The sequence below is a fragment of the Shuttleworthella sp. MSX8B genome (genome assembly GCF_000524295.1).
Classification (GTDB): Bacteria; Bacillota; Clostridia; order Lachnospirales; family Lachnospiraceae; genus Shuttleworthia; species Shuttleworthia satelles.
In genome coordinates this window covers 48,138-68,126 of record NZ_JAQT01000034.1, presented here as the reverse complement: position 1 = coordinate 68,126, position 19,989 = coordinate 48,138, and the positions used below count along the sequence as shown (strand labels likewise).

14 protein-coding genes and 1 riboswitch are annotated in these 19,989 nt (G+C 54.9%); of the genes, 1 reads left to right on the top strand and 13 read right to left on the bottom strand.

What is annotated here, in order from left to right:
• Nucleotides 1-4: 4 nt before the first annotated feature.
• From HMPREF1508_RS08995 to HMPREF1508_RS08950, 10 genes are all read right to left on the bottom strand, one after another.
• Nucleotides 5-1,744: a RecQ family ATP-dependent DNA helicase gene (locus HMPREF1508_RS08995; protein WP_044961311.1), complete on the bottom strand. Its 1,740-nt coding sequence runs from the start codon at nucleotides 1,742-1,744 to the stop codon at nucleotides 5-7.
• 233 nt (nucleotides 1,745-1,977) lie between these two features.
• Nucleotides 1,978-2,376, bottom strand: coding sequence for a hypothetical protein (locus HMPREF1508_RS08990; protein ID WP_156923222.1), 399 nt, complete (start codon nucleotides 2,374-2,376; stop codon nucleotides 1,978-1,980).
• A gap of 109 nt (nucleotides 2,377-2,485) precedes the next feature.
• Complete coding sequence (locus tag HMPREF1508_RS08985) at nucleotides 2,486-3,856, bottom strand: sodium-dependent transporter (RefSeq protein WP_044961309.1); 1,371 nt, start codon at nucleotides 3,854-3,856, stop codon at nucleotides 2,486-2,488.
• 4 nt (nucleotides 3,857-3,860) lie between these two features.
• Entirely contained in the window at nucleotides 3,861-5,237 is a 1,377-nt protein-coding gene (locus HMPREF1508_RS08980) for an AAA family ATPase (protein WP_156923221.1), read from the bottom strand.
• 49 nt (nucleotides 5,238-5,286) lie between these two features.
• Nucleotides 5,287-5,955, bottom strand: a complete 669-nt coding sequence (locus HMPREF1508_RS08975) for a nitroreductase family protein (protein ID WP_044961308.1) — start codon at nucleotides 5,953-5,955, stop codon at nucleotides 5,287-5,289.
• A gap of 148 nt (nucleotides 5,956-6,103) precedes the next feature.
• A complete protein-coding gene (locus HMPREF1508_RS08970; RefSeq protein ID WP_044961363.1) occupies nucleotides 6,104-8,611 on the bottom strand; it encodes a glycoside hydrolase family 3 protein in 2,508 nt (835 codons plus the stop codon).
• A gap of 41 nt (nucleotides 8,612-8,652) precedes the next feature.
• Nucleotides 8,653-9,582 (bottom strand): alpha/beta hydrolase, encoded by a 930-nt coding sequence (locus HMPREF1508_RS08965; RefSeq protein WP_049906958.1) that lies wholly within the window; start codon nucleotides 9,580-9,582, stop codon nucleotides 8,653-8,655.
• A 5-nt stretch (nucleotides 9,583-9,587) separates the two neighbouring features.
• On the bottom strand, nucleotides 9,588-10,283 hold the full coding sequence (locus tag HMPREF1508_RS08960; RefSeq protein WP_044961305.1) for a nuclear transport factor 2 family protein: 696 nt from the start codon (nucleotides 10,281-10,283) through the stop codon (nucleotides 9,588-9,590).
• A gap of 58 nt (nucleotides 10,284-10,341) precedes the next feature.
• Nucleotides 10,342-14,205: a DEAD/DEAH box helicase gene (locus tag HMPREF1508_RS09750; RefSeq protein WP_049906957.1), complete on the bottom strand. Its 3,864-nt coding sequence runs from the start codon at nucleotides 14,203-14,205 to the stop codon at nucleotides 10,342-10,344.
• Nucleotides 14,206-14,370: 165 nt separating this feature from the next.
• Complete coding sequence (locus tag HMPREF1508_RS08950; protein ID WP_044961303.1) at nucleotides 14,371-14,793, bottom strand: flavodoxin; 423 nt, start codon at nucleotides 14,791-14,793, stop codon at nucleotides 14,371-14,373.
• Between the two features lie 839 nt (nucleotides 14,794-15,632).
• On the opposite strand from HMPREF1508_RS08950, the gene HMPREF1508_RS08945 reads away from it, so the two are divergent.
• On the top strand, nucleotides 15,633-17,168 hold the full coding sequence (locus HMPREF1508_RS08945; RefSeq protein ID WP_044961360.1) for an AAA family ATPase: 1,536 nt from the start codon (nucleotides 15,633-15,635) through the stop codon (nucleotides 17,166-17,168).
• A 50-nt stretch (nucleotides 17,169-17,218) separates the two neighbouring features.
• Here the strand turns inward: HMPREF1508_RS08945 and dapB are convergent, their stop codons facing one another.
• From dapB to HMPREF1508_RS08930, 3 genes are all read right to left on the bottom strand, one after another.
• On the bottom strand, nucleotides 17,219-17,980 hold the full coding sequence (dapB, locus tag HMPREF1508_RS08940; RefSeq protein ID WP_044961301.1) for a 4-hydroxy-tetrahydrodipicolinate reductase: 762 nt from the start codon (nucleotides 17,978-17,980) through the stop codon (nucleotides 17,219-17,221).
• A gap of 15 nt (nucleotides 17,981-17,995) precedes the next feature.
• Nucleotides 17,996-18,889 carry a 4-hydroxy-tetrahydrodipicolinate synthase gene (gene dapA, locus HMPREF1508_RS08935; protein ID WP_044961299.1) on the bottom strand — a complete coding sequence of 298 codons (894 nt, stop codon included), beginning with the start codon at nucleotides 18,887-18,889 and terminating at the stop codon, nucleotides 17,996-17,998.
• Between the two features lie 211 nt (nucleotides 18,890-19,100).
• Nucleotides 19,101-19,272, bottom strand: a riboswitch (Lysine riboswitch).
• Nucleotides 19,273-19,479: 207 nt separating this feature from the next.
• Entirely contained in the window at nucleotides 19,480-19,968 is a 489-nt protein-coding gene (locus HMPREF1508_RS08930; protein ID WP_006905106.1) for a cob(I)yrinic acid a,c-diamide adenosyltransferase, read from the bottom strand.
• Between the last annotated feature and the right edge of the window lie 21 nt (nucleotides 19,969-19,989).

Below are 19,989 nucleotides of genomic sequence, written 5' to 3'. Positions count from 1 at the left end.
CTGATTACATGATCAGTTCCTGAAAGCGCCAGCCGAAATTCTCATACTTGGCCTTTGTCATGCCCGGAATCTGAAGCATCTCCTCCTGATTCCCCGGCTTCCTGCGGCAGATCTCCTTCAGGGTGCGCAGGTTACAAATCATATATGGGGCGACGCCGTTCTCCCTGGCAATCTTCTTGCGCATATGGTCCAACTGATCCAGGAGCTTTTGATCCTCACGGGAGAGACCATCGCCCCCGGGCGCCGGCCCATAAGCCTTGCCTCGCGCTAGGTAGCCATAGGCTCCGCGACGAGAGACTTCCCGGCTGATATCCCAATCCGAGCCCTTCCTCCCGCGACCGGCAAGCTCCCCCTGATTACCGGCTCCCTCGAAGTCGTCAAAATCCGCCGCATACCTGGTCAGATCCTCCCAGTCCATACCGGCAAAATCCCGGCCGCTCTTGTATCTCCTCCTTTTTTCTCTCTCTTTTGTCCCAAAGTCCGCAACTCTCTCTGCCAGAGCCATATCTTCGTTCTCATAGAAGATATGGCGGCAGGAGGAGCATTTTTTGCAGTCGCCGGAAGGCTTCTCTCCAAAATAGCGGAGAATATAGGAGCGCAGACAACCGGTCGTCCTGGTATAGCCCTCCATAGCCCGAAGCCTCTCCCGGTCCTGATCCTGAGCCATGAGAATATCCGCATCAGACATTCCCTCCGGATACTCCTTATGCTCAAGCAAGTACCTGGCAATAACGTAGTCCTGGGCGTCTGCCAGGAGGATGGCTTCCGCCTCCTCCCCATCACGTCCGGCGCGCCCCGCCTCCTGATAGTAATTCTCCATGCTCTGGGGCATATTGTAGTGGATCACCCTGCGCACATCCGGCTTGTCGATCCCCATGCCGAAGGCATTGGTGGCCACGATCATCTGAACCCGATCGGTAATAAAGTCCTCCTGGCTCTTAGCCCTCTCCTCCGGTTCCATACCGGCGTGGTATCTGCCCACAGAAATGCCCTCCTGGCGCAGAGCCTCATAGACCTCCTCCACCTTCTTTCTGGTGGAGCAGTAGATGATGGCGCTCTCCTTCTTGTGCCGGGTCAGGTCCTCCACCAGCCAGGCCAGCTTATTTTCAGGATGACCCACAGCAAAGAAGAGATTGGGGCGGTCAAAGCCGGTCACCAGAAGCCTGGGCTCGCGCAATTGCAGGTTTTTTGCGATATCCTCCCGAACCCGCCTGGTGGCGGTCGCCGTAAAGGCGGCGACTACCGGTCGTCTGGGAAGACTGTTCGCGAAATCACGGATTCTCAGATAGCTGGGGCGAAAATCCTGCCCCCATTGCGAGATGCAGTGGGCTTCATCCACGGCGATCAAGGAGATCTCCGTCGTCACGGCAAAGGTCATAAACTCCGGGTGAAAGAGTCTCTCCGGCGCCACATAGACCAAGTCATAGCGCCCCTGGGACGCGTACTCTAAGGCCAGGGCAATCTGGTGTTCACTCAGAGCTGAATTGATATAGGCCGCGTGAATCCCGGCAGCGTTGAGCGCCCGCACCTGATCCACCATCAGAGAAATCAGAGGAGAAACGACAATGGTCACTCCGGGCAGTATGAGGGCGGGCAGCTGATAGCAGACGGACTTGCCGGCCCCGGTGGGCATGACGGCCAGGACATCTCTCCCCTCCAGGATGGCATTTACCATCTTCTCCTGACCCGGGCGAAAATCCTCATAACCCCAGAACTGCTTCAGTGTACGCTCCGCTCGATCCATGTGACATCATCCTTCTCTCGTCTTCTTTGCTTTTCCCATCTTCATACCGAAAGGGATCTCTTGCGCTGTCATTGAGTACTGTAGCACGCTCGCCTTGCGAGCATATCATTGTTATGAACGATAGTATGTTCATGAATCAGAAAGTCCCAGCGGCAAACACCACCGGGACTCTCAAAGCTTTCAAAATAAGTGCCGTCAGATACCGGCAATCACGTCATCCGATACCGGCAAAATCAAGAAGTACTCCGCCCCCTGATATGCAGGCTGAGTCTGGTCAAGACAGCAGCATACGCGAAGTCAGGCGCGAAGCTGATGAATCCGAAAATGTAGGCGACCCGATTACTTCCGTCTGATGTCAGGTAGAAATAGATTGCGGCGCACACAAAGGTAATCGCCAGCAGCGAGAAAACCATCTTCCTCAGTTTCTTGATATGCTTTTCCAGAGGACCCACAAGACTTTCTGCCGTATAGATCAAGATCAATATGGAAAGCGTCATTTGCAGACCAAGCAAAACACTGCCCAATTGATAAATCCTCTCCGCTCTCATGCCATTGAGAAAATAGAAGTAAACCAATGTATCAAAGAGGGAGAAGATAAAGACGGCCTTCGACATGATTTTAAAGTTTTTCAAAAAGTCAATTTTCATATGCGCATACCCGGGCAAATGCTCATCGCAGGATACCCCTGCCGCAATCGGATCCGAATCAGAGGCAGTCACAGTCTCCTGACCAAAATCAAGTCTACTTCAAGAATACACTGACTAATCCATACGCCAGAATCAGGCAGACGATCACCGGCAGGGCATAGGTCATATAGCCCCGCATCCAGCCGGCCACCTTGATTCCCTTTCCCTCATTGGCCTCAGCTGTAAACTTCTTCCAGCCCCAGCCGTAGCGGCTGATACAGAAGAGAATAAAGATGAGCGCGCCGCCGGGCAAAAGGATATTGGACACCAGAAAATCCTCAAGGTCCAGAATCGTCGTTCCCTTTCCCATCGGCTGAATGAAAGAGAGGATGTTGTAGCCCAGAGCGCATGGCAGAGAGAGAACTCCGACAATAATCATATTCACCATGCCGGCCTTCTTCCTGGACCAGCCGGTCAGATCCATGCAGCATGCCATGATATTCTCAAAGACGGCGAGAACCGTAGACATGGCCGCAAAGGACATAAACACAAAGAAGAAGCTTCCCCAGAGCCGCCCCAGAGCCATGTGATTAAAGACATTCGGCAGGGTGATGAAGATGAGACTGGGCCCCTGATCCGGCTGAATCCCATAGGCAAAGCAGGCCGGGAAAATGATCAGGCCGGAGGTGATCGCCACGAAGGTATCCAGAACAGCCACATTGACAGCTTCGCCCATCAAAGACCGCTTCTTGTCAATGTAGGAGCCAAAGATAGCCATGGATCCGATTCCAAGACTCAGAGTGAAGAAGGCCTGGTTCATGGCGCCGACAATTACATTGAAAATTCCCGCCTGCCTGATGTGCTCGGCAGAGGGCATCAGGTAGAACTTCAGTCCCTCTTCCGCGCCGGGCTGGAGGACAGAATTGACAGCTAAAACGATCATCACCAAAAGGAGGGCCAGCATCATCCACTTAGTCACCCGCTCCAGACCGCTCTGCAGACCTCCCATATTGACAACAAAGCCGAAGACCACGACCGCTAAGACGGCGATCACATTGGCTGCGGGATTGCCGAGCATGGAGGAAAAGGCATCTGCCGTTCCCTCCGCAGACAGGCCATCAAAGCGCCCCTGCGCCATATAGACAAAGTACTGGAGCATCCAGCCGGCCACTGTCGTGTAGTACATCATGAGCAGGTAGTTGCCCAGCATGGCGAATGTCCCGTGGATGTGCCATTTGCTTCCCGGCTTCTCCAGCTTCTGGTAGAGCCTGACCGGGCTCTTCTGCGCGGCCCGTCCCAGGGAGAACTCCATTGTCAGAACCGGCACTCCCAGGATGACCAGAAAGAGCAGATAGATGAGGACAAAAATCCCTCCCCCATACTGTCCGGCCATATAGGGAAACTTCCACACATTGCCGATACCGATGGCGCATCCCGCCGAAATCAAAATAAAGCCCAGGCGGCTTCCCAGTTTTTCTCTTTCCATTCCCTTACTCCCCTTTCAGCGTGCTCTCTGAATCCGGATCTTCAGTCTCTCTTTGACCATCCTCTTCTGTCATGACAGCCGGCGGATTCGACAAATCCATTTCCCCGGAGTCATCCGCTTCGGTCTCAGCAGTCTCCACTTCCCCGGAGTCATTCGCTCTGGTCTCAGCAGCCTCTACTTCCGCACCCGTCTTAGCTGTATCCTTTTTCTCACCCGGCTCATCCCTTAAGTCCTCCGGGAGAATCTGTCTCATCTCCTCCGCGCTCGGGTGCTCCATCCCCGCGATGCGGCGGGCCTGGTTGGTGATGACGGTCTCGAAGAGATTCCTGGCTTCCCTGGCATTGGCAAAATTCTGTAAATTCTGCGCCTTTTTCAAGAGCAGCAGGCTCTTGACTTCTTCTTTGGCCTCATCCGCGAGCACATACTCATACTTCCTGCAATTTCCCTCAAAGATGGTCAGAAGCTCCTCGATACTGTAATCCGGGAAATCAATGTACTTATTAAAGCGGCTCTTGAGTCCCGGATTGGACTCCACAAAATGCCTCATGGGCCCTGTGTAACCGGCGACGATGACTACCAGATCATCCCGATGATCCTCCATGGCCTTCAAGATGGTCTCGACCGCCTCCTGACCATAGTCATTGGTCCCGTCGCCCGGGGTCAGGGCGTAAGCCTCATCGATAAAAAGAACCCCTCCCAGAGCCGCCTGTATCTTTTCCTGGGTCTTTAAGGCCGTCTGCCCGACGAAGCCGGCTACCAGACCGGATCGGTCGCACTCCACCAGCTGTCCCTTGGAGAGGACGCCGATCTGCTTGTAGAGACGGGCAATGATGCGGGCAACCGTCGTCTTACCGGTACCCGGGTTCCCGGAGAAAACCAGGTGCAAGGAGACCGGAGCCACCTTCATCCCGGCATCTTTGCGCATCTTCTGCACCTTGACGAAGTCGTAGAGCTCCCTGACGTCGTGTTTGATGGATTCTAAGCCGACCAGGGCGTCCAGATCCTCCATGGGATCGGTCTCTTCTTCCTCCTGTTTGGCTTCCGCGCCTTCCTTTTCCTTCGTCTTTTCCTGAGAAACGGCGCTTTTCTCTCCTTCCCCCATCTGAAGCTGATACAAATGATCCGCATAGCTGGGTCCTATTGCGGTCTTTCCCAACGGATCCTGTCCCTGATCCAGCTTCCCGAAGCGATCCTGCACCTGTTTTAAGGCCTCCTGGGCCTGCCGCAGGGCCTCCTGCGACTGAACCAGGCGGTCGGCGGAGCTCAGCAGATCCCCCGCCTTTTTCTTCAGTCGGTTGGAAGGGCTGAAAAAATCGCTGTAGGTTGACTTGATCGAACGTCCGCTCTTTTTCTCTTCCTCTGAGCCAAAATGAAGTTCCATAACTCTCCTTGTTCTCATTTGAACTGGGAATAAACGCGCCCGACCGGGCTTATACCAGTGTCACCTCATGACCGCTGGCCGCCTCAAAGTGATAGCGGACAATCCCCTTGTCCAGTTTGGTGTAAAAGCCAAACTTCGTCGAGAGCCGGGCCGTCTCTCCCGTCTGCTCAAAGACGAATTTCTGCTGATTCATGGCTGTCGGGGCCAGCAGCGCAGCTTCGACCCCTCTGACATACCAATCTGCCGCCTCCTGGCGCCTGGTCTTTGATACGGCGTCAAAGTCCTTGCTTTTGCTGGCCTTCCCCCGTGTCATTCCATATCCGATGGCGATCACGGCGTAGAGCTTCTGATCGGATCCCACCTTGGCCTTGCAGGCCTTGCGGTTAAAGGATCCGGCAACCCAGCAGGTATTCAGGCCCATCTTCTGCGCTGTGAGTACCAGCTCTTCTCCGATATAGCCCAGACGCTCCATTGCCCCGTCCTGCTTTTTTGCAACCAGGGCGATATAGTTCTGAACGCCGTCAAACCTGCCATTGCGATTCATAAAAGAATCAAAGCAGGCCGGATCCCCGTAGATGATCTGCACATGGGAAATTCCGTCCTCCTGATTCCTCTCCTCAATGACGCGCTCCAGCTCCGAGCGCACATCCTCAGGGATCGGTCTGCCGGAATACTGACGCACGGAGTGACGCACGCGAATTGCCTCTATTGTGTCCATAGCCTTCTCCTCGTCTCCTATCTTCCATCAGGTCTTTTGTCCTGCGAAAACAGTCAGGCAAATCCCTGTGATTTTGCAAAAGTTTCCTCACAACCTTACTGTTTCTCAGCAAAAAAAGCAAGATTACAGCCCGTCCTCCGCCTCGCTGTCAGCGCTCTTCGCGTCTGTGCGCGCGATCCTTCGCGCGATCGGCCTCCGATGTCAGCCTCTTTATCATGCGGATCAGGCGGGAGGCATCCCTGAGCAGGTCCTCTCTTCTCACACGCCCCTGAGCCAGCCCGGCCAGAGTCCTCTGATAGTCCTTCCTGCTGCCCGGCATAAAGAGGTCGTTGCCCGCCGCGGCGACCAGAGCCGGATCCGGAGACGGATACTTGCCCCTCTTGGGGGCCGTCCCCCTCTCAATGAGCCAGTCCGTCATAACAATGCCCTCAAAGCCAAACTCGGACCTTAAAATGTCTTCATTTAAGGCCCTGCTGCAGGAGGTATGAACCCCGTTGAGCAGGTTATACGATGTCATCAGCGCGCAGGGCTGGGATTCCCGAATACAGATGTCAAATCCCCTTAAGTAGATCTCCCGCATGGCCCGTTCAGAGACCATAGAATTGTTCCCATAGCGGTTGGTCTCCTGATTATTGGCCGCGAAATGCTTGATGGTTGTCCCGCAGCCTGGATTCTGCTGAACGCCCCTGGTAATGGCCGCTGCGAATTTACCGGAGATCAGCGGATCCTCGGAGTAATACTCGAAGTTGCGTCCACAGCGGACATTTCTGTGGATATTCAAAGCCGGCGCCAACCAGAGATGAATCCCGAAGCGCTCCATCTCATCACCGACAATTGCCCCCCAGGAGACAGCTAATGGCAGATTCCAGGTCTGGGCGATTGCCGTCCCGATCGGGATTGCCGTTGCGAACTGATCATATACGGTCATTCCGGATTTGCGGATCCTGCGCATGGCCCGATTGGAGCTGCGCCGCATCCACCAGAGAACCACTTTTGGCAGCAAAAGCCCCATGCTGTCTATCATCGGATTTTGACCATAGCTGCTGACGGTTCCGCCCCTGTTGACCACATAGTGGGGGTTTAAGCGCAGACCGGCCGGCCCGTCCGCCATGATCAGAGACTTCAGTCCCTTCTTGCGCAGACGATTGCTTGTTTCGCCTGCCGCCCCGGATACATGCACAGAGGCCTCTCCGATTGCCGTGAGATAAAGGGCATTGGGGTTGAAGTCTCCCGTCGTCAGAAGGGCCAGCTCCTCGTTGCTCAGACTCTCAGCCAGAGGGTCCGTGTCCTTTTTTCTCTCATAGGAAATTGTCCGACAGGCAATCTCTCTTCCACTGATCTTAACAAGAGGAAGCTCCTTTGGCAAAGGCTCCCTGTCCGCCTTCTCAGGTTTCCAGTCAGTGAAGTCAACGGTTCCCAGCAGATTTTTCACCCTGCGGGTAATGCAGGTATGCTCCAGTTCCACTCCCATGATCAGGCGGGTATCCCGACTGTTTGTCCCCATGCGCAAGAGATACAGTCCCTTTTCCAGCAGATAGCACTCCCTCTCGCTGTCATAGCTCGCCAGGTCGGTCAGGTCAAACTCCAGGTGCAAAAGGGCCTCTCCTTTTGGAGGCAGCTCCCCGCTCTTGGCAAATGCCGCCAATTCCTGATAGGGCTTATCCAGCTTCCCGTCGGGCGAAGAGAGGTAGATCTGAACCGTCTCCTTCCCCGGGTAATCCCCCGTATTTTTCACCCTGACCTCAAGCGAGACATGACCGGTCGGATCCACAGAAACCCGCTCCTCTCCCAGACGAAACTCGCTGTAGCCAATCCCATAGCCAAAGGGAAAGAGAACCGGCTGCCCTGCCGTGTCATAGAAGCGATAGCCGACATAAATTCCCTCCCGATAGCGGGTGTCGTTCTTTTTGGCAAAATCTCCAATCTTTGGATCTCCTGCCTGACCTGCCCAGCTGGTTGTCAATTTTCCGGAGGGATAATCAATTCCCAGAAGAATCCGGGCACAGACCAGGCCGGTTACAGACCCCAACTGAGAGAGCAGAAGGATATTCTCCACCTGATCCGCAACAGGGCTTAAATCCACCGGCCCTCCGACATTCAAGACCAGCATAAAGTGCCGGTATTTGGCCTGACAGGCCAGAATATCCCGGATCTCAGTCTTGGTCAGAAGGAAATCTCCGGGCAGGAATCTGCGGTCGCTCCCCTCCCCGGAGACCCGGCTCAAGACATAGACCGCCGTATCCCCCTTGCCTTCCAGCGAAAGATCATAGGTCGGCTCCGGCATAACGGCCCCCATGCCGTAAATCGCAAGAAACTGACGGGCCTCCCTGGCCTCTTTTCTCAGTCGCCTGATCCATGGCAGGACTGCCTCTCTTTTCACCCGATCATAGGCATCCAGCCAGTCTTTGGTCGTAATAATAAAGCCGGCGCGCTTCAGCCCCTCCTCGATATTAACGTCAAAGCGGGAGTTGACGTCTCCGGAACCGGTCCCCCCCTTGATCGTTCTGCGGGCGCCGGAACCGTAGAGGGCAATCCTGCCGGGTTTCTCAAGGGGAAAATCGCCCTTCTTCTTCAACAGGACAGCGCACTCTGAGGCCTCCTCCAGGATGGACTCCAAATGGGCCTTCTCATAGTCATTCAAACGCAGTGCGGACATTCTCTTCTCCCTCATTTCCTCTTACCTGATCCGGCGCGGTCTCATTTCCTGTGGGGCCGCATGTCCTCTCCTATGACCTGTCCCAGAAAGGCCCCCACATAGCGGCGATAGCGCTCCGGATCTGTGAGAACACTCTCGGCGTGACCCGCCCCCTCAAAGAGATGCACTTCACAGAGTCCCCCGGTCGCCTCAGCCATTCGCTGACTGTTTTCGGGAGGAATAAAGCCATCCTCTTTCCCGTGAATAAAGAGGATGGGAATCTCATTTTTCTTCAGGCTGTCAATGGGTCTGGCTTTCTTTAAGTCAAAGCCAAAGAGCAGCCTCCCCATAGCCATGGCCGAATCGAGAACAAAGCCTGGGATACGGGCAGCGGACATGGCTTTCCTCAAGACATTTTCAATATCCGCAAAAGCGCAGTCGGCAACTGCGAAAGCGACCTCTGGCCCGGCGTAGAGACTTGCGATCGTGGTCGCGCCGCCAAGAGACTCTCCGTGCAGGCCCAATATGATATCGTCCCCATAGCGCTTTTTGCTGTCCCTGATCAGGGCAAGCAGATCTTCCCTCTCCCGAATGGAATAGGAGCAGCGCGACGGCGCATTGATCCCGTGGCCGCGCAGGTCATAGATAATACAGTGAAAGCCCAGGCTTAAGTAGACAGGTAAATACTTCAGATCCCCCATGCGATTGTCTGTGTAGCCGTGGGAGAGAATGACGTATTTCTTCGAGTCCGGATCTTTGGGATTGACCACAAACATCGCGTGAAGCAGATAATTTCTGAAGCCCCTGACCTCATATTCCGTCCTCTCCAGTTCGTCCCAGAATGAGGTGTCATAGTGGTCATCCTGCCAGGCCTTGGCCTCCCGGAGCGACTGCCTCTTGATCCCTGTGATATAGAAGGCCAGGCCGGCGGACACAAGGCAGAAGGCCACCAAAACAATCGCGATAATCAGTGCAATGATCTGAAATAACATACGCTCTATTCTCCTATATAAATCCATCGCCCATTTTCACGCCGGAGCCTGGCGACAAAATGCCGGTGGAAGTTTCCGCCCATACCATAGATTCTGGCTCTCTGCAGGCTGGCCCCGGTCACTGTCGCATAGCAGTCATCTTCTCCGGGCGAATTTTCGGAATCCAGATCAGATTCCTCTGTTCTGTCGTCGATATCTCTGTCGTCTGTATCTCTGTCATCTGCATCTCTGTCGTCTGTATCCGTCTTCCCGGCTTTCGGTTCCCGGTCAAATACCAGATGCACCTGGACCTTCTGCAGATCGATTCTGGAGTAGGAGACGTCTCCTCTCTCCAATTCTCCCAGGAAATCATCCAGCTTCTGATCTCTGCCGTTGACCCCGCTCATGCGGACGTCCCTGTCCATCAGCTGGCGAAGAAGATCGATGTCCGCCTTACATAAGGCGTCCATCATGCGGCGATAGGCCCAATAGGCCTCCTCTTCGGTCGGAGTCAGCTCCTTAACGAAGCTGTCATGAAATGTCTTTTTTTTGGCCATCCCTCTCTCTTCACCTGCTCTTTCATCCATCGAAGCTCTTTCGATCCGCCTGATCGCAGCCGTCGCTTGCAGCTGGCGGCAGCCGGTAACCCTTGCATATTTTATCACACCCCGTGCGGCGCGGCTCTGCCCCGGCAGAGGTCGCCCGGTATTTTTCGTCTGCATACAAGGACCCGCTTTTCCTCTTCATCCGACAGATATCCCCCTCTTCACCCGCAGATCATCATCCCAGAAGCTCCAGCAGTTCCTCTTTGGACAGCTGTCCAAGGGATTCCGACTGGCCGCTCAAGATGGCGTCCGCCAGATCTTTCTTCTTCTCCTGCATCTCCAGGATATGGTCCTCAATCGTCCCCTTGGCGATCAGGCGAAAGACGGAGACGTCCTTTGTCTGGCCGATCCTGTGTGCCCGGTCCGTCGCCTGGTTCTGCGCGGCCAGGTTCCACCAGGGGTCATAGTGGATGACCAGGTCTGCCCCCGTCAGGTTTAACCCGGTCCCCCCTGCCTTTAAGGAGATGAGAAAAACCGGCGTCTCGTCGTCATTGAAGGCATGTACCAGGCGCAGGCGCTCCTCTTTGCCTGTCGCCCCCGTAATTTTATAGAAGGGGATTTTTGCTCTGGACAGATCCTCTTCCAAGAGGGCCAGCATAGAGGTGAACTGGGAGAACACCAGCATCTTGTGTCCCCCGTCAATGGCCGAGCCAATCAGGTCCAGACAGGCCTTTCGCTTCGCCGATTTCCCCCTGTAGCCCTCTACGAAAATCGAGGGATCACAGCAGATCTGCCGGATCTTGGTCAGCTCCGCCAGTACCTGAATTTTGTTTCGATTGTAGGCCTCTCCCGCGCCGGCGATCATCGCCCGCATCCTGGCGACCTGGGCGTCGTAGAGCCTGCGCTGTTCTCCCTCCAGACGGGCGTAGCGAACCTCCTCGATCTTAGCCGGAAGATCCTTTAGGACATCCCTCTTTAATCTGCGCAGGATAAAGGGTCCCGTCATCCGGCGAAGCCTGGCGATCACTTCCTGATCTTCTTCCCTGGCTATCGGCAGCTCGAAGTCTGTCCGAAAGTCCTCATAGCTGTAGAGAAAGCCGGGCATGAGAAAGTCAAAGATCGACCAGAGCTCCGACAGACGGTTTTCAATCGGTGTTCCGGTCAGCGCGAAGCGGTGCCTGCTCTTAATAATCTTGACCGCCTTGGAGACGGCCACCTGGGGGTTTTTGATATACTGCGCCTCATCCAGAACCTGGAAATCAAACTCAATCTTCTCATAGAGGGAGATGTCCCTCTTGAGCAGATCATAGGAAGTAATCAGAACATCCGCCTGACTACAGTCATCTAAGAGCTTCCTTCTCTGACCGGCGAAGCCGGTCACCGGCACGACTGCAAGCTCAGGGGCAAAGCGCGTGAATTCCTCCTGCCAGTTGTAGACCAAAGAGGCCGGGCAGATCACCAGCGAGGGATCTTTTGCCCTGTTGGGCGACTCTTTCTCCGCCGCCAGCACCGCGATCATCTGCAGGGTCTTGCCCAGACCCATGTCATCGGCCAGAATGCCGCCGAAATGATTGGCCGCCAGGGTGCGAATCCACTTATAGCCGTAGGTCTGATACTTGCGAAGGACCTTTGACAAGCCCCGGGGCACTTCGAAATCCGATTCCTCCACCGTCTTGAATTCCTTGATCAACTCGCGGAAATTGCGGTCTCTGTCCGCGGCGACCGCGTCGTGGTCCTCCAGCATCTTATTGATATAGAGGGCGCGGTAGAGAGGCAGATGCATCTTTCCCTCCGTGAAATCCCCCGGCTCCATGCCTGTATCCTCCATGAGCCGAGTCAGCATCTGCATGGAATCCTCCTGTTCCAGGCGAACAAAGGACCCGCTTTTCAGCTTGTGATAGGACTTCTTGCGGCGGTAGGCCTCCAGGAGCTCCAGCAGCTCTTCTGTCGTCAGGTCATCCGAAGAAATATCCAGATCCATGAGACTGGATCTGACAGAGACTCCGATTCGCACCTGCGGCATGCTGCGAATGGTCAATTTGCGAAAGGCCTCGGATCCCTCTACCCTTCCCAAGCGCTCCAGGCGGGCAAGGCCGGAATCGAGAAGTTCATAGACGGCGTCGTCCGTCGCCTCTGTATAAAAAGCGGACCACCTGCTCTCATATTGTGGAAACTCGCTCTGCAAAAGGGCCAGAGCCCTCTCCTCCTGCTGCTGATCCCTGCCGCTGTCATAGGCCTCCCTGCGCTCTTTTGCCGGCAGCAGGGGGAAACTCCTGCCCCCGTATGAGACCTTGCCGTCCGCCAGCAAAAGACCGCCTTCGATATCCAGGCGAAAGGAGAATTCGGCCTTCTCTGGCAGAATGCCCATGGCCGAAAAATCCGCCGATTCCTGAATGCTGATGCGGGGATTTTCCTCCAAATGGGGAAGTACCCGATAATAGAACTCCGCTAGATGCTTCTTTCCAAAACACAAGCGCAGATATCCCCCCTCTGCCGCGTTCATCAGGGGAGTCAGAGATTCCTCATCCTCCCCGGCGAAGCGGACCATTGTCCCTTCGTAAATCACATAGGAAGCCTGTCTTCCCTGAATTCGCGTGGGCAGATTGCCGGTCAGAATCAGTCCCTGAACATTCTCCGCGGTAACCTCTCCCTTGTCTTTCATCAGCTGATACAGGTCTTCCGGCCGAGTCCACTCCCTCAGTTCCTCACGCATCTCCGTCTGATCATCAGACGCAGGATAGCTGTCTTCGGCATATATTTGCTCTTCCGGCGGCAGGGCGGCGAGATAGAGACGGCTGATCTGCTTCTGATTTAATCGATTTAAATCCAGGAAGGGATCGATCCTCAGGCGAATCTGGGGAAAATGCTTCCCCGCCTGAAGGCTTTTGGACCTGGGCCCCTGCATCCTGCCCTCTATTTCCGCGGGCTGTCCTGTCTGCAGATAATCGTAGAGGAAGTCCGCCGCCTCCCCTTCCAGTCGAATTTCACGCGTCAGACAAAAAGAAGGAGTCTTATAGTAGGAATACGCTTTGCGCAGACGTTCCTCCAGACCTTCGTTGGCTTCTACCTGCCTTCGGATAAAGTCATAAACCCTTGCGGAAGCCTCTGTAAAGGTCTCCTGATGAAAATGCAGCGCGTCCTTTTTCCCCAGTGGCAGAGATCCGCCTGATGTATACTGATCTACCAGGTCTTTCAGATTCTTTACAACATAGAGTCTGCCGACCCCGATGCGAAAAGACAGAGTAAATCCTCTCTCATCCTCTGTCAGGCGCGGAAGCAGGCGGACCCTTGGGATCGCCTCTCTCCCCTCGTCTCTGCGAACAGCCGCGGAATCGGAAAAAGCAGACAGAAAGCGGTCTCCCTTCTCATCTGTGGCATCCCCGGGATTATACTGCCTGATATAATCCTGAAGCAGATAAACCGCCGCCATCTCATGGGGGCAGACGGACAGAGTCCAGTAGCTGAAGATATGTCTGTGACAGCAGCCGCACTCCATATCCAGAAAATGATCTCTGGAAAAGCGAAAGTAGACCTTGCGGGCTTCTGTGACCATCCTCCTTGCGTCAGCCGCTTTTTTTTGGTCTTTTATCCGGGGCTCATACAGGGTCTGAAACTCCGCCCACGCCGAATCCACCTCCCCGTCCTTTCCGTAATGCATCCTGAAAAAATCGACCCGCATGCTCCCCTCTTCGAGGATCTCATTGGCCTGGCGCTTTACTTCCGGAGACACCTTGAGATCGGCTGTCATTTTGCGAAGGTGAAAGAAGGTCTCATCCTTTCCCTGCGCGTCCTCCATCTCCACAAGCGCCGGAATCTGATCCGCATCGGGGGAATCGCCCTGCCTCTCCTGCCAGAGGAAAAGAACAGCCGCCATATGGGCGCAATTTTCACCCGCCTGTGCTCTGGCGCAATTACAGCCCATAGAAAGCATTCCCTCTAGAAATCTCCGGATTGAGACATCATAGACGCGATCTCCCAGGACCCTGGCCATACAGCTGTCTTTGGTAGATGCAAAACCCTTGACCGCCTTCTTGCCATATAGAACTCTGCCCTCTTCCAACGCGTCTTTTGAGAAATACTCCTGCCAATTTGCCGTCATCGCGCACCTCAACTCTTTCTCGGCCCTCTTGGAATCTATTATTTTAGCATACTTTTCCTGACGCAAAAAAGCCTCACAGAGCCTGTATCAAAAGCCCTGTGAGGATTTTCACGCATTTTGTATTCCCTGGTTCTCCGGCCTAAAAAAGGCCATCTTAAAATCGCCTTATACCAGAGCCGCTCCAAGTGCCTGACAGGCGGCCAGAGCCTCATCATCCGGAGCGTCGTTGCAGATGACAGGATCGCAGGCCAAAGAAATACCGGCGCTCTCGGCATCGGCCCTCCAGTCGTCCATCCAGACGCCGCCGCCCCAGCCCCAGGAGCCGAAGAGAGCGGCCTTCTTGGCGCCAAGCGCTCCCTTGACCTCATCCCACATGGGCTGGAATTCCGTCTCCTCCAGTACTTCCGCGCCCATGGAAGGACAGCCAAAAGCGAATGCGTCATAAGAGGAGATCTGCGCCGGGCCAAAATCTGCCGCCGCGATAAGTTCCGCCTGCCCTCCGGCCTTCTGTACCCCATCGGAAACCGCCTGCGCCATTGCCTCTGTGTTCCCTGTTCCGGACCAATAAACAACTGCAACCTTACTCATGATACTTCCTCCATTCTGTAGACACTGATTGTCCGATCGGGATGCTTTCTGACAGGACCCTCTGCTCTTCTCCGCTCGTCGGATCAGAAAAGCCTGGTCCTTTATTGTTAGCAATCCCTAACCTAAAATCATTATAGAACAGGGCGTGCAAAAATGTTAGTCTTAAATAACTTTTCAGGTACAAAATCAAGTACACAATCTGCTATGATGGGAGGCAGATTTGGAGGACAGCTATGAGCAATCTCTTCGATATGATACTGGAACGGGACGGTCTGCGCTTCAGCGACTTCCTGGATGATGACGGCAAGGATGAAATCCGCTCTTTCTGGGATGATATTGTTGGAGACCGAGGATCTGTAACCGACGCGGAGATCGACTCGGTCTTAAGCACCTATAAGGGGCTGGGCGTCATTGTCCCGGCCGACGGAATCAGCAGCGACCAGGAGAAGGAGCTTAAGGTCCTTGACCGGACCTGGGAGGCCGGCGCCAGAGGGCATAAGCCGACCCATTCTTCCATCGCCCACTGGCTCAACGGAGGCTATGACAGGCCCTCCATTGAGGACACCGAAGAAGCCGGTGAACTGGTAAATGACTTCAAGAAGGGCCTGGTCGACAAGACTTCCGATATCGTCGGTGCGGGCAAGGAGGCTCTCCGTTCTGTCAACGATAAGGCGGATGACCTTCTGGAGGCACTGACCCAGAGCATACAGGCTTCCAGCGCCGCGGGCAAGGACAAAAAGGCCGGAGCGGCTCTGACCGGGGCCAAAGCAGTTCCAACCGAGAACAGGACACAGCCAGAGGAAGCCGGCAGTCATGCATCGGCATCCCCCGATCCGACGATTCCGCAGATTCCCGAGTCAGCCGGCTCAAAGGGGGAAGTCTCTTATCAGCTTCTCTATCAGACCAACCGCCAGGCGGACGAGAGACATCCCATCATGATCCTGTCCGACCCCATGAAGCGCATTCCCCATCACCAGGTGGGGGCCTTCACAGACCCATCCCGCCAGACGGCATTTGAGATGGTCTACGAGGGATCCGCCTGTTCTGTCAAAATCCTGCAGTTAGACCGGCGCTTCGTCAACCTGCTCTTTTGGCTGGGGACAGGTCATATCGCTGTCAGGCTGTCCGGCCGCCACTTCACAGCCTCCCAAGAGCCCCCTTTGCGTGACCGGCACGGGATGGCCCATGTCAGCGGCTATGCCGTCTACAAGATCACCGCTGTCGACCTCAATGCCAACAGCATCCTGCAGACCGCCAACAACGACTTCCTCCAGCTGGTCATCCGCCGCATGCTGGCCTCCAATCCAAAGGAGGCCCTGCCTAAGGAAACCGCAGAAGAGATGGATCTGTCCGATCAGACCATGCTGATGACCGACATGCCGGCTATGACCGACTATATTAACTGCGCTCAGGACGCCCTGCCCTCCAATATCTTAAACTGGGCCCGCCGCCAGATCGCCATGGTCAAGTCCGAATCTGTCAGCGCGGAGGAGCAGAAGCACGCCCAGCGCGCTCTCTCCATTATGCTCAATATCCAGTGGCAGGGAAGTTATTTTCCCCCTATTGACCCGGCAGAGGCCAGGCAGATTCTGGATGAAGAGCTCTACGGGATGGAGCAAGTCAAGCAGCGTATCGTAGAGACCATCATCCAGATCAACCGCACCCACACGCTTCCTGCCTATGGTCTTCTCTTAATCGGCCCCGCGGGCACGGGCAAATCCCGGGTTGCCTATGCCGTGGCCCGCATCTTAAAGCTGCCCTGGACCTCCCTGGACATGAGCGCCATCCGGGACACGGAGGCTCTGACCGGATCCCCCCGTGTCTACACCAACGCCAAGCCGGGCAAGATCATGGAGGCCTTCCAACAGGCGGGCTCCTCCAATCTGGTCTTCATCATCAACGAGCTGGACAAGGCCGGAATCAACGCGAGCAGCGGCAACCCCGCGGACGCTCTTTTAACTCTGTTAGACAACATCGGATTCACCGACAATTACATGGAGTGCATGATTCCGACCTCCGGCGTCTACCCCATCGCCACGGCAAATGACCGCGAGCTCATCTCCGCTCCGCTTCTGACCCGATTTGCCCAGATCGATATTCCGGACTACAGCCCCGCCGAGAAGAAAATCATCTTCCGCGACTACTCCCTGCGCAAGACAATGGATCGCATGGGTCTGTCCAAATCCGAGGTGGTCTTCACAGAGGATGCCATCGAGGCCATCATCGACCGCTATTCCAATGTCTCCGGCGTCCGCGACCTGGAGCAGGCCGCCGAACACCTGGTCGCCCATGCCCTCTACCTGCTAGAGACAGATTCCTCCGCGAATGACCGGGTCGTCTATCGGGCGGATGATGTGAGAGAATTACTCTTCTAGGGCCTGGCCGGCTTTCTTTCTCTGACCGCAGGCCAATTTGGTATTTGCGCTCAGTCAGCCGCGATCACATCCGCCATATCATAGTGGCCTGCCCCCTTGCCAGCCAGGAACTTCGCCGCCTCAATCGCGCCCTTGCCGAAGACGGCCCTGGAATACGCCGTGTGACGGAAGGTGATCAGCTCATCCATCCCGGCGAAAATGACTTCGTGCTCTCCGACAATACTGCCGCCGCGAACGGCGGAGATGCCGATCTCTTTGTCATCTCTCGCCTGACGGCGCTGGCTCCTGTCATAGACATAGTGATAGACATTGCCCTGCGATTCATTGACCGCGTCCGCCAGGGCGATAGCCGTACCGGACGGAGCGTCCAGCTTTCTCCTGTGATGCTTCTCCACAATCTCCACATCAAAACCGGCCTTGCAGAAGACGTCAGAAGCCCGGTGAAGCAGATCGATCAGAGTGTTGATTCCCAGCGACATATTAGCGGACTTTAATACGGCCACATGCTTTTCGGCCTCCCGCACATGATCCAGCTGTGCCTCGGACAGACCGGTGGTGCAGAGAACCAGAGGAATTCGCTTTGTCACGCAGTAATCAAGCAGGGCATCCTCCGCTGAGGCATTTGCAAAATCAATGATCACATCCGCCTGGACCTCGCAATTCTCAATGGATGAAAAAACCGGATAGGGATTCACAGCCCCGGAGACTCGGTCCACACCAGCCACAATCTCGATCTCAGGATCCTCCGCAATCAAGCTGTCGATGATCCTTCCCATATGGCCGTTAGAACCATGCAGTATTACCTTCACCATGCGATTTTCCTCCTCTCACAGATCAATATATGCCTCGAAGGCATCCAGGGAAGCCTTCAGACGGGCCGCGTTCTCCGGCTCCATCTGACACATGGGAGCCCGCAGGGGACCGCAGTCGGCGCCCAGCATATTCATGGCTGTCTTGACCGGGATGGGATTAACTTCGCAGAAGAGAGAATTCACCATATCCAAAGACTCCAGCTGCATCCTGGCCGCCCTCTTCACATCCCCGTCGAAAAATGCCTGCACCATATCGTGGGTGTGCTGAGGAGCAATGTTGGCAATGACGGAAATGACGCCGAGTCCACCGATGGAGAGCAGGGGAACAACCAATCCATCCTCCCCGGAGTAGAGTTCCAGCTTGCCATCACACAGACGCATCGTCTCAGAAGCCTGGGACATGTTTCCGGTTGCCTCCTTTAAGCCGACAATATTCTCCCTGTCATGAAAGAGCCTGGCCATGGTCTGGGGCAGAACATTGGTCCCGGTACGGCTGGGCACATTGTAGACGATGATGGGAAGCTTCGTAGCATCGGCGATTGCCTCGTAGTGCTCAATCAGTCCCTTCTGAGTCGCCTTATTGTAATAGGGCGTGACAACGAGGGCGGCATCAGCGCCTGCCTTTTCTGCTGCCTGGGTCAACTGGATGGCCGTCAGGGTAGAGTTGGAACCGGTACCCGCGACAACGGGGATTCTGCCCGCGGTGAAGTCAACCGCGGCCCTGATCACATCCTTGTGCTCCTCCTCGGAGAGCGTGGGACTCTCTCCCGTCGTCCCTGTAATGATAATTGCGTCTGTCCCATGGTCAATGTGATAGTTGATCAGCTCTTCCAGCTTGGAATAATTGACCGTCTGATCCTCATTCATAGGAGTAATAACAGCGACTCCGCTTCCGGTAAAAACAGGCATATGCCCTCCTTTCCTCCCGCTCCGGTCACTGCCGGACGAGACTTGACCATAGAATACCCTCTATACAGGCATTCTTCATTCATAAACAGCTGAGGACACGATCCATGAAATCCCCATGTCATGAAAAACAATAGAATACACGTTCCGCGAATCCCCCTGTTATGAAAAAATAAGACCGGCTGGGGCACAGCCGGTCATCACTCTCATAATGATCACTGATAGCGCCCCATCTTATCAGATGACAGTTACAGCCTTCTTCAAGCTGCACCCAGGGAATCATCCGCAGCAATGACCCCTTCGGCACAAATTCCTTTTGCCGGGCTTCATCTGCGTCTGCCGCATCCGCCCGGTTACTCATAATCTGTGCAACCTCTACCTTGTGCTGTCGATTCTTCGACAGAATTCAGTTGTTGGCCGAGGATTGACTCGACACTAGAAATATACCCTCTGATACCAGATCATGTCAACCGCCAAAAGATAGGGCGACCACTCCACAAGATCCCGAAATCCGGTGACGGGAATTTCTTCATTAAAAAATCATAGCTATTCCACAGGCCCCCGGGATCCGGGAAATGCTCACTGACTCAGATTCATCCGGGCAGCTTCTCCGGCACAATATCATAGACCGTATCTGCGATCTGTCGTATCTCTTCCGGAAGACAATCCCCTGTCATAATGACAGAGGCCAGTGGAGACTTGGCAGAAAGGACTTCTACCAGAGCTTCTGCCGGAACCAGCCCTCTCTCCACGATGCCGAGCACCTCATCCAGAACCAGCAAATCACACTCGTCCACCGTCAGAACCTTCTTGGCGAACATGAGGGCATTTTCATAGTTCTTCTTCTCCTCTTCCTGTTCCTGGCTGGTCAGGTCATCGTAGCCCTCAATATTCTGCTCAAAGCGAAAGACCTTGATCTCCGGCTCCAGACGGCTGAAGAAATCCGCGCTCAGCTGACCCTTGAGAAATTGGATCATTGTCGCACTGCCGCCTGCAGAGGCCACCTTGATGGCATTGCCGATGGCGGCAGAAGTCTTGCCGTAACCCTCTCCGTAATAGACGGTTATTTTCCCTTCCTGCATATTCTCTCCTGTCAAATGTAT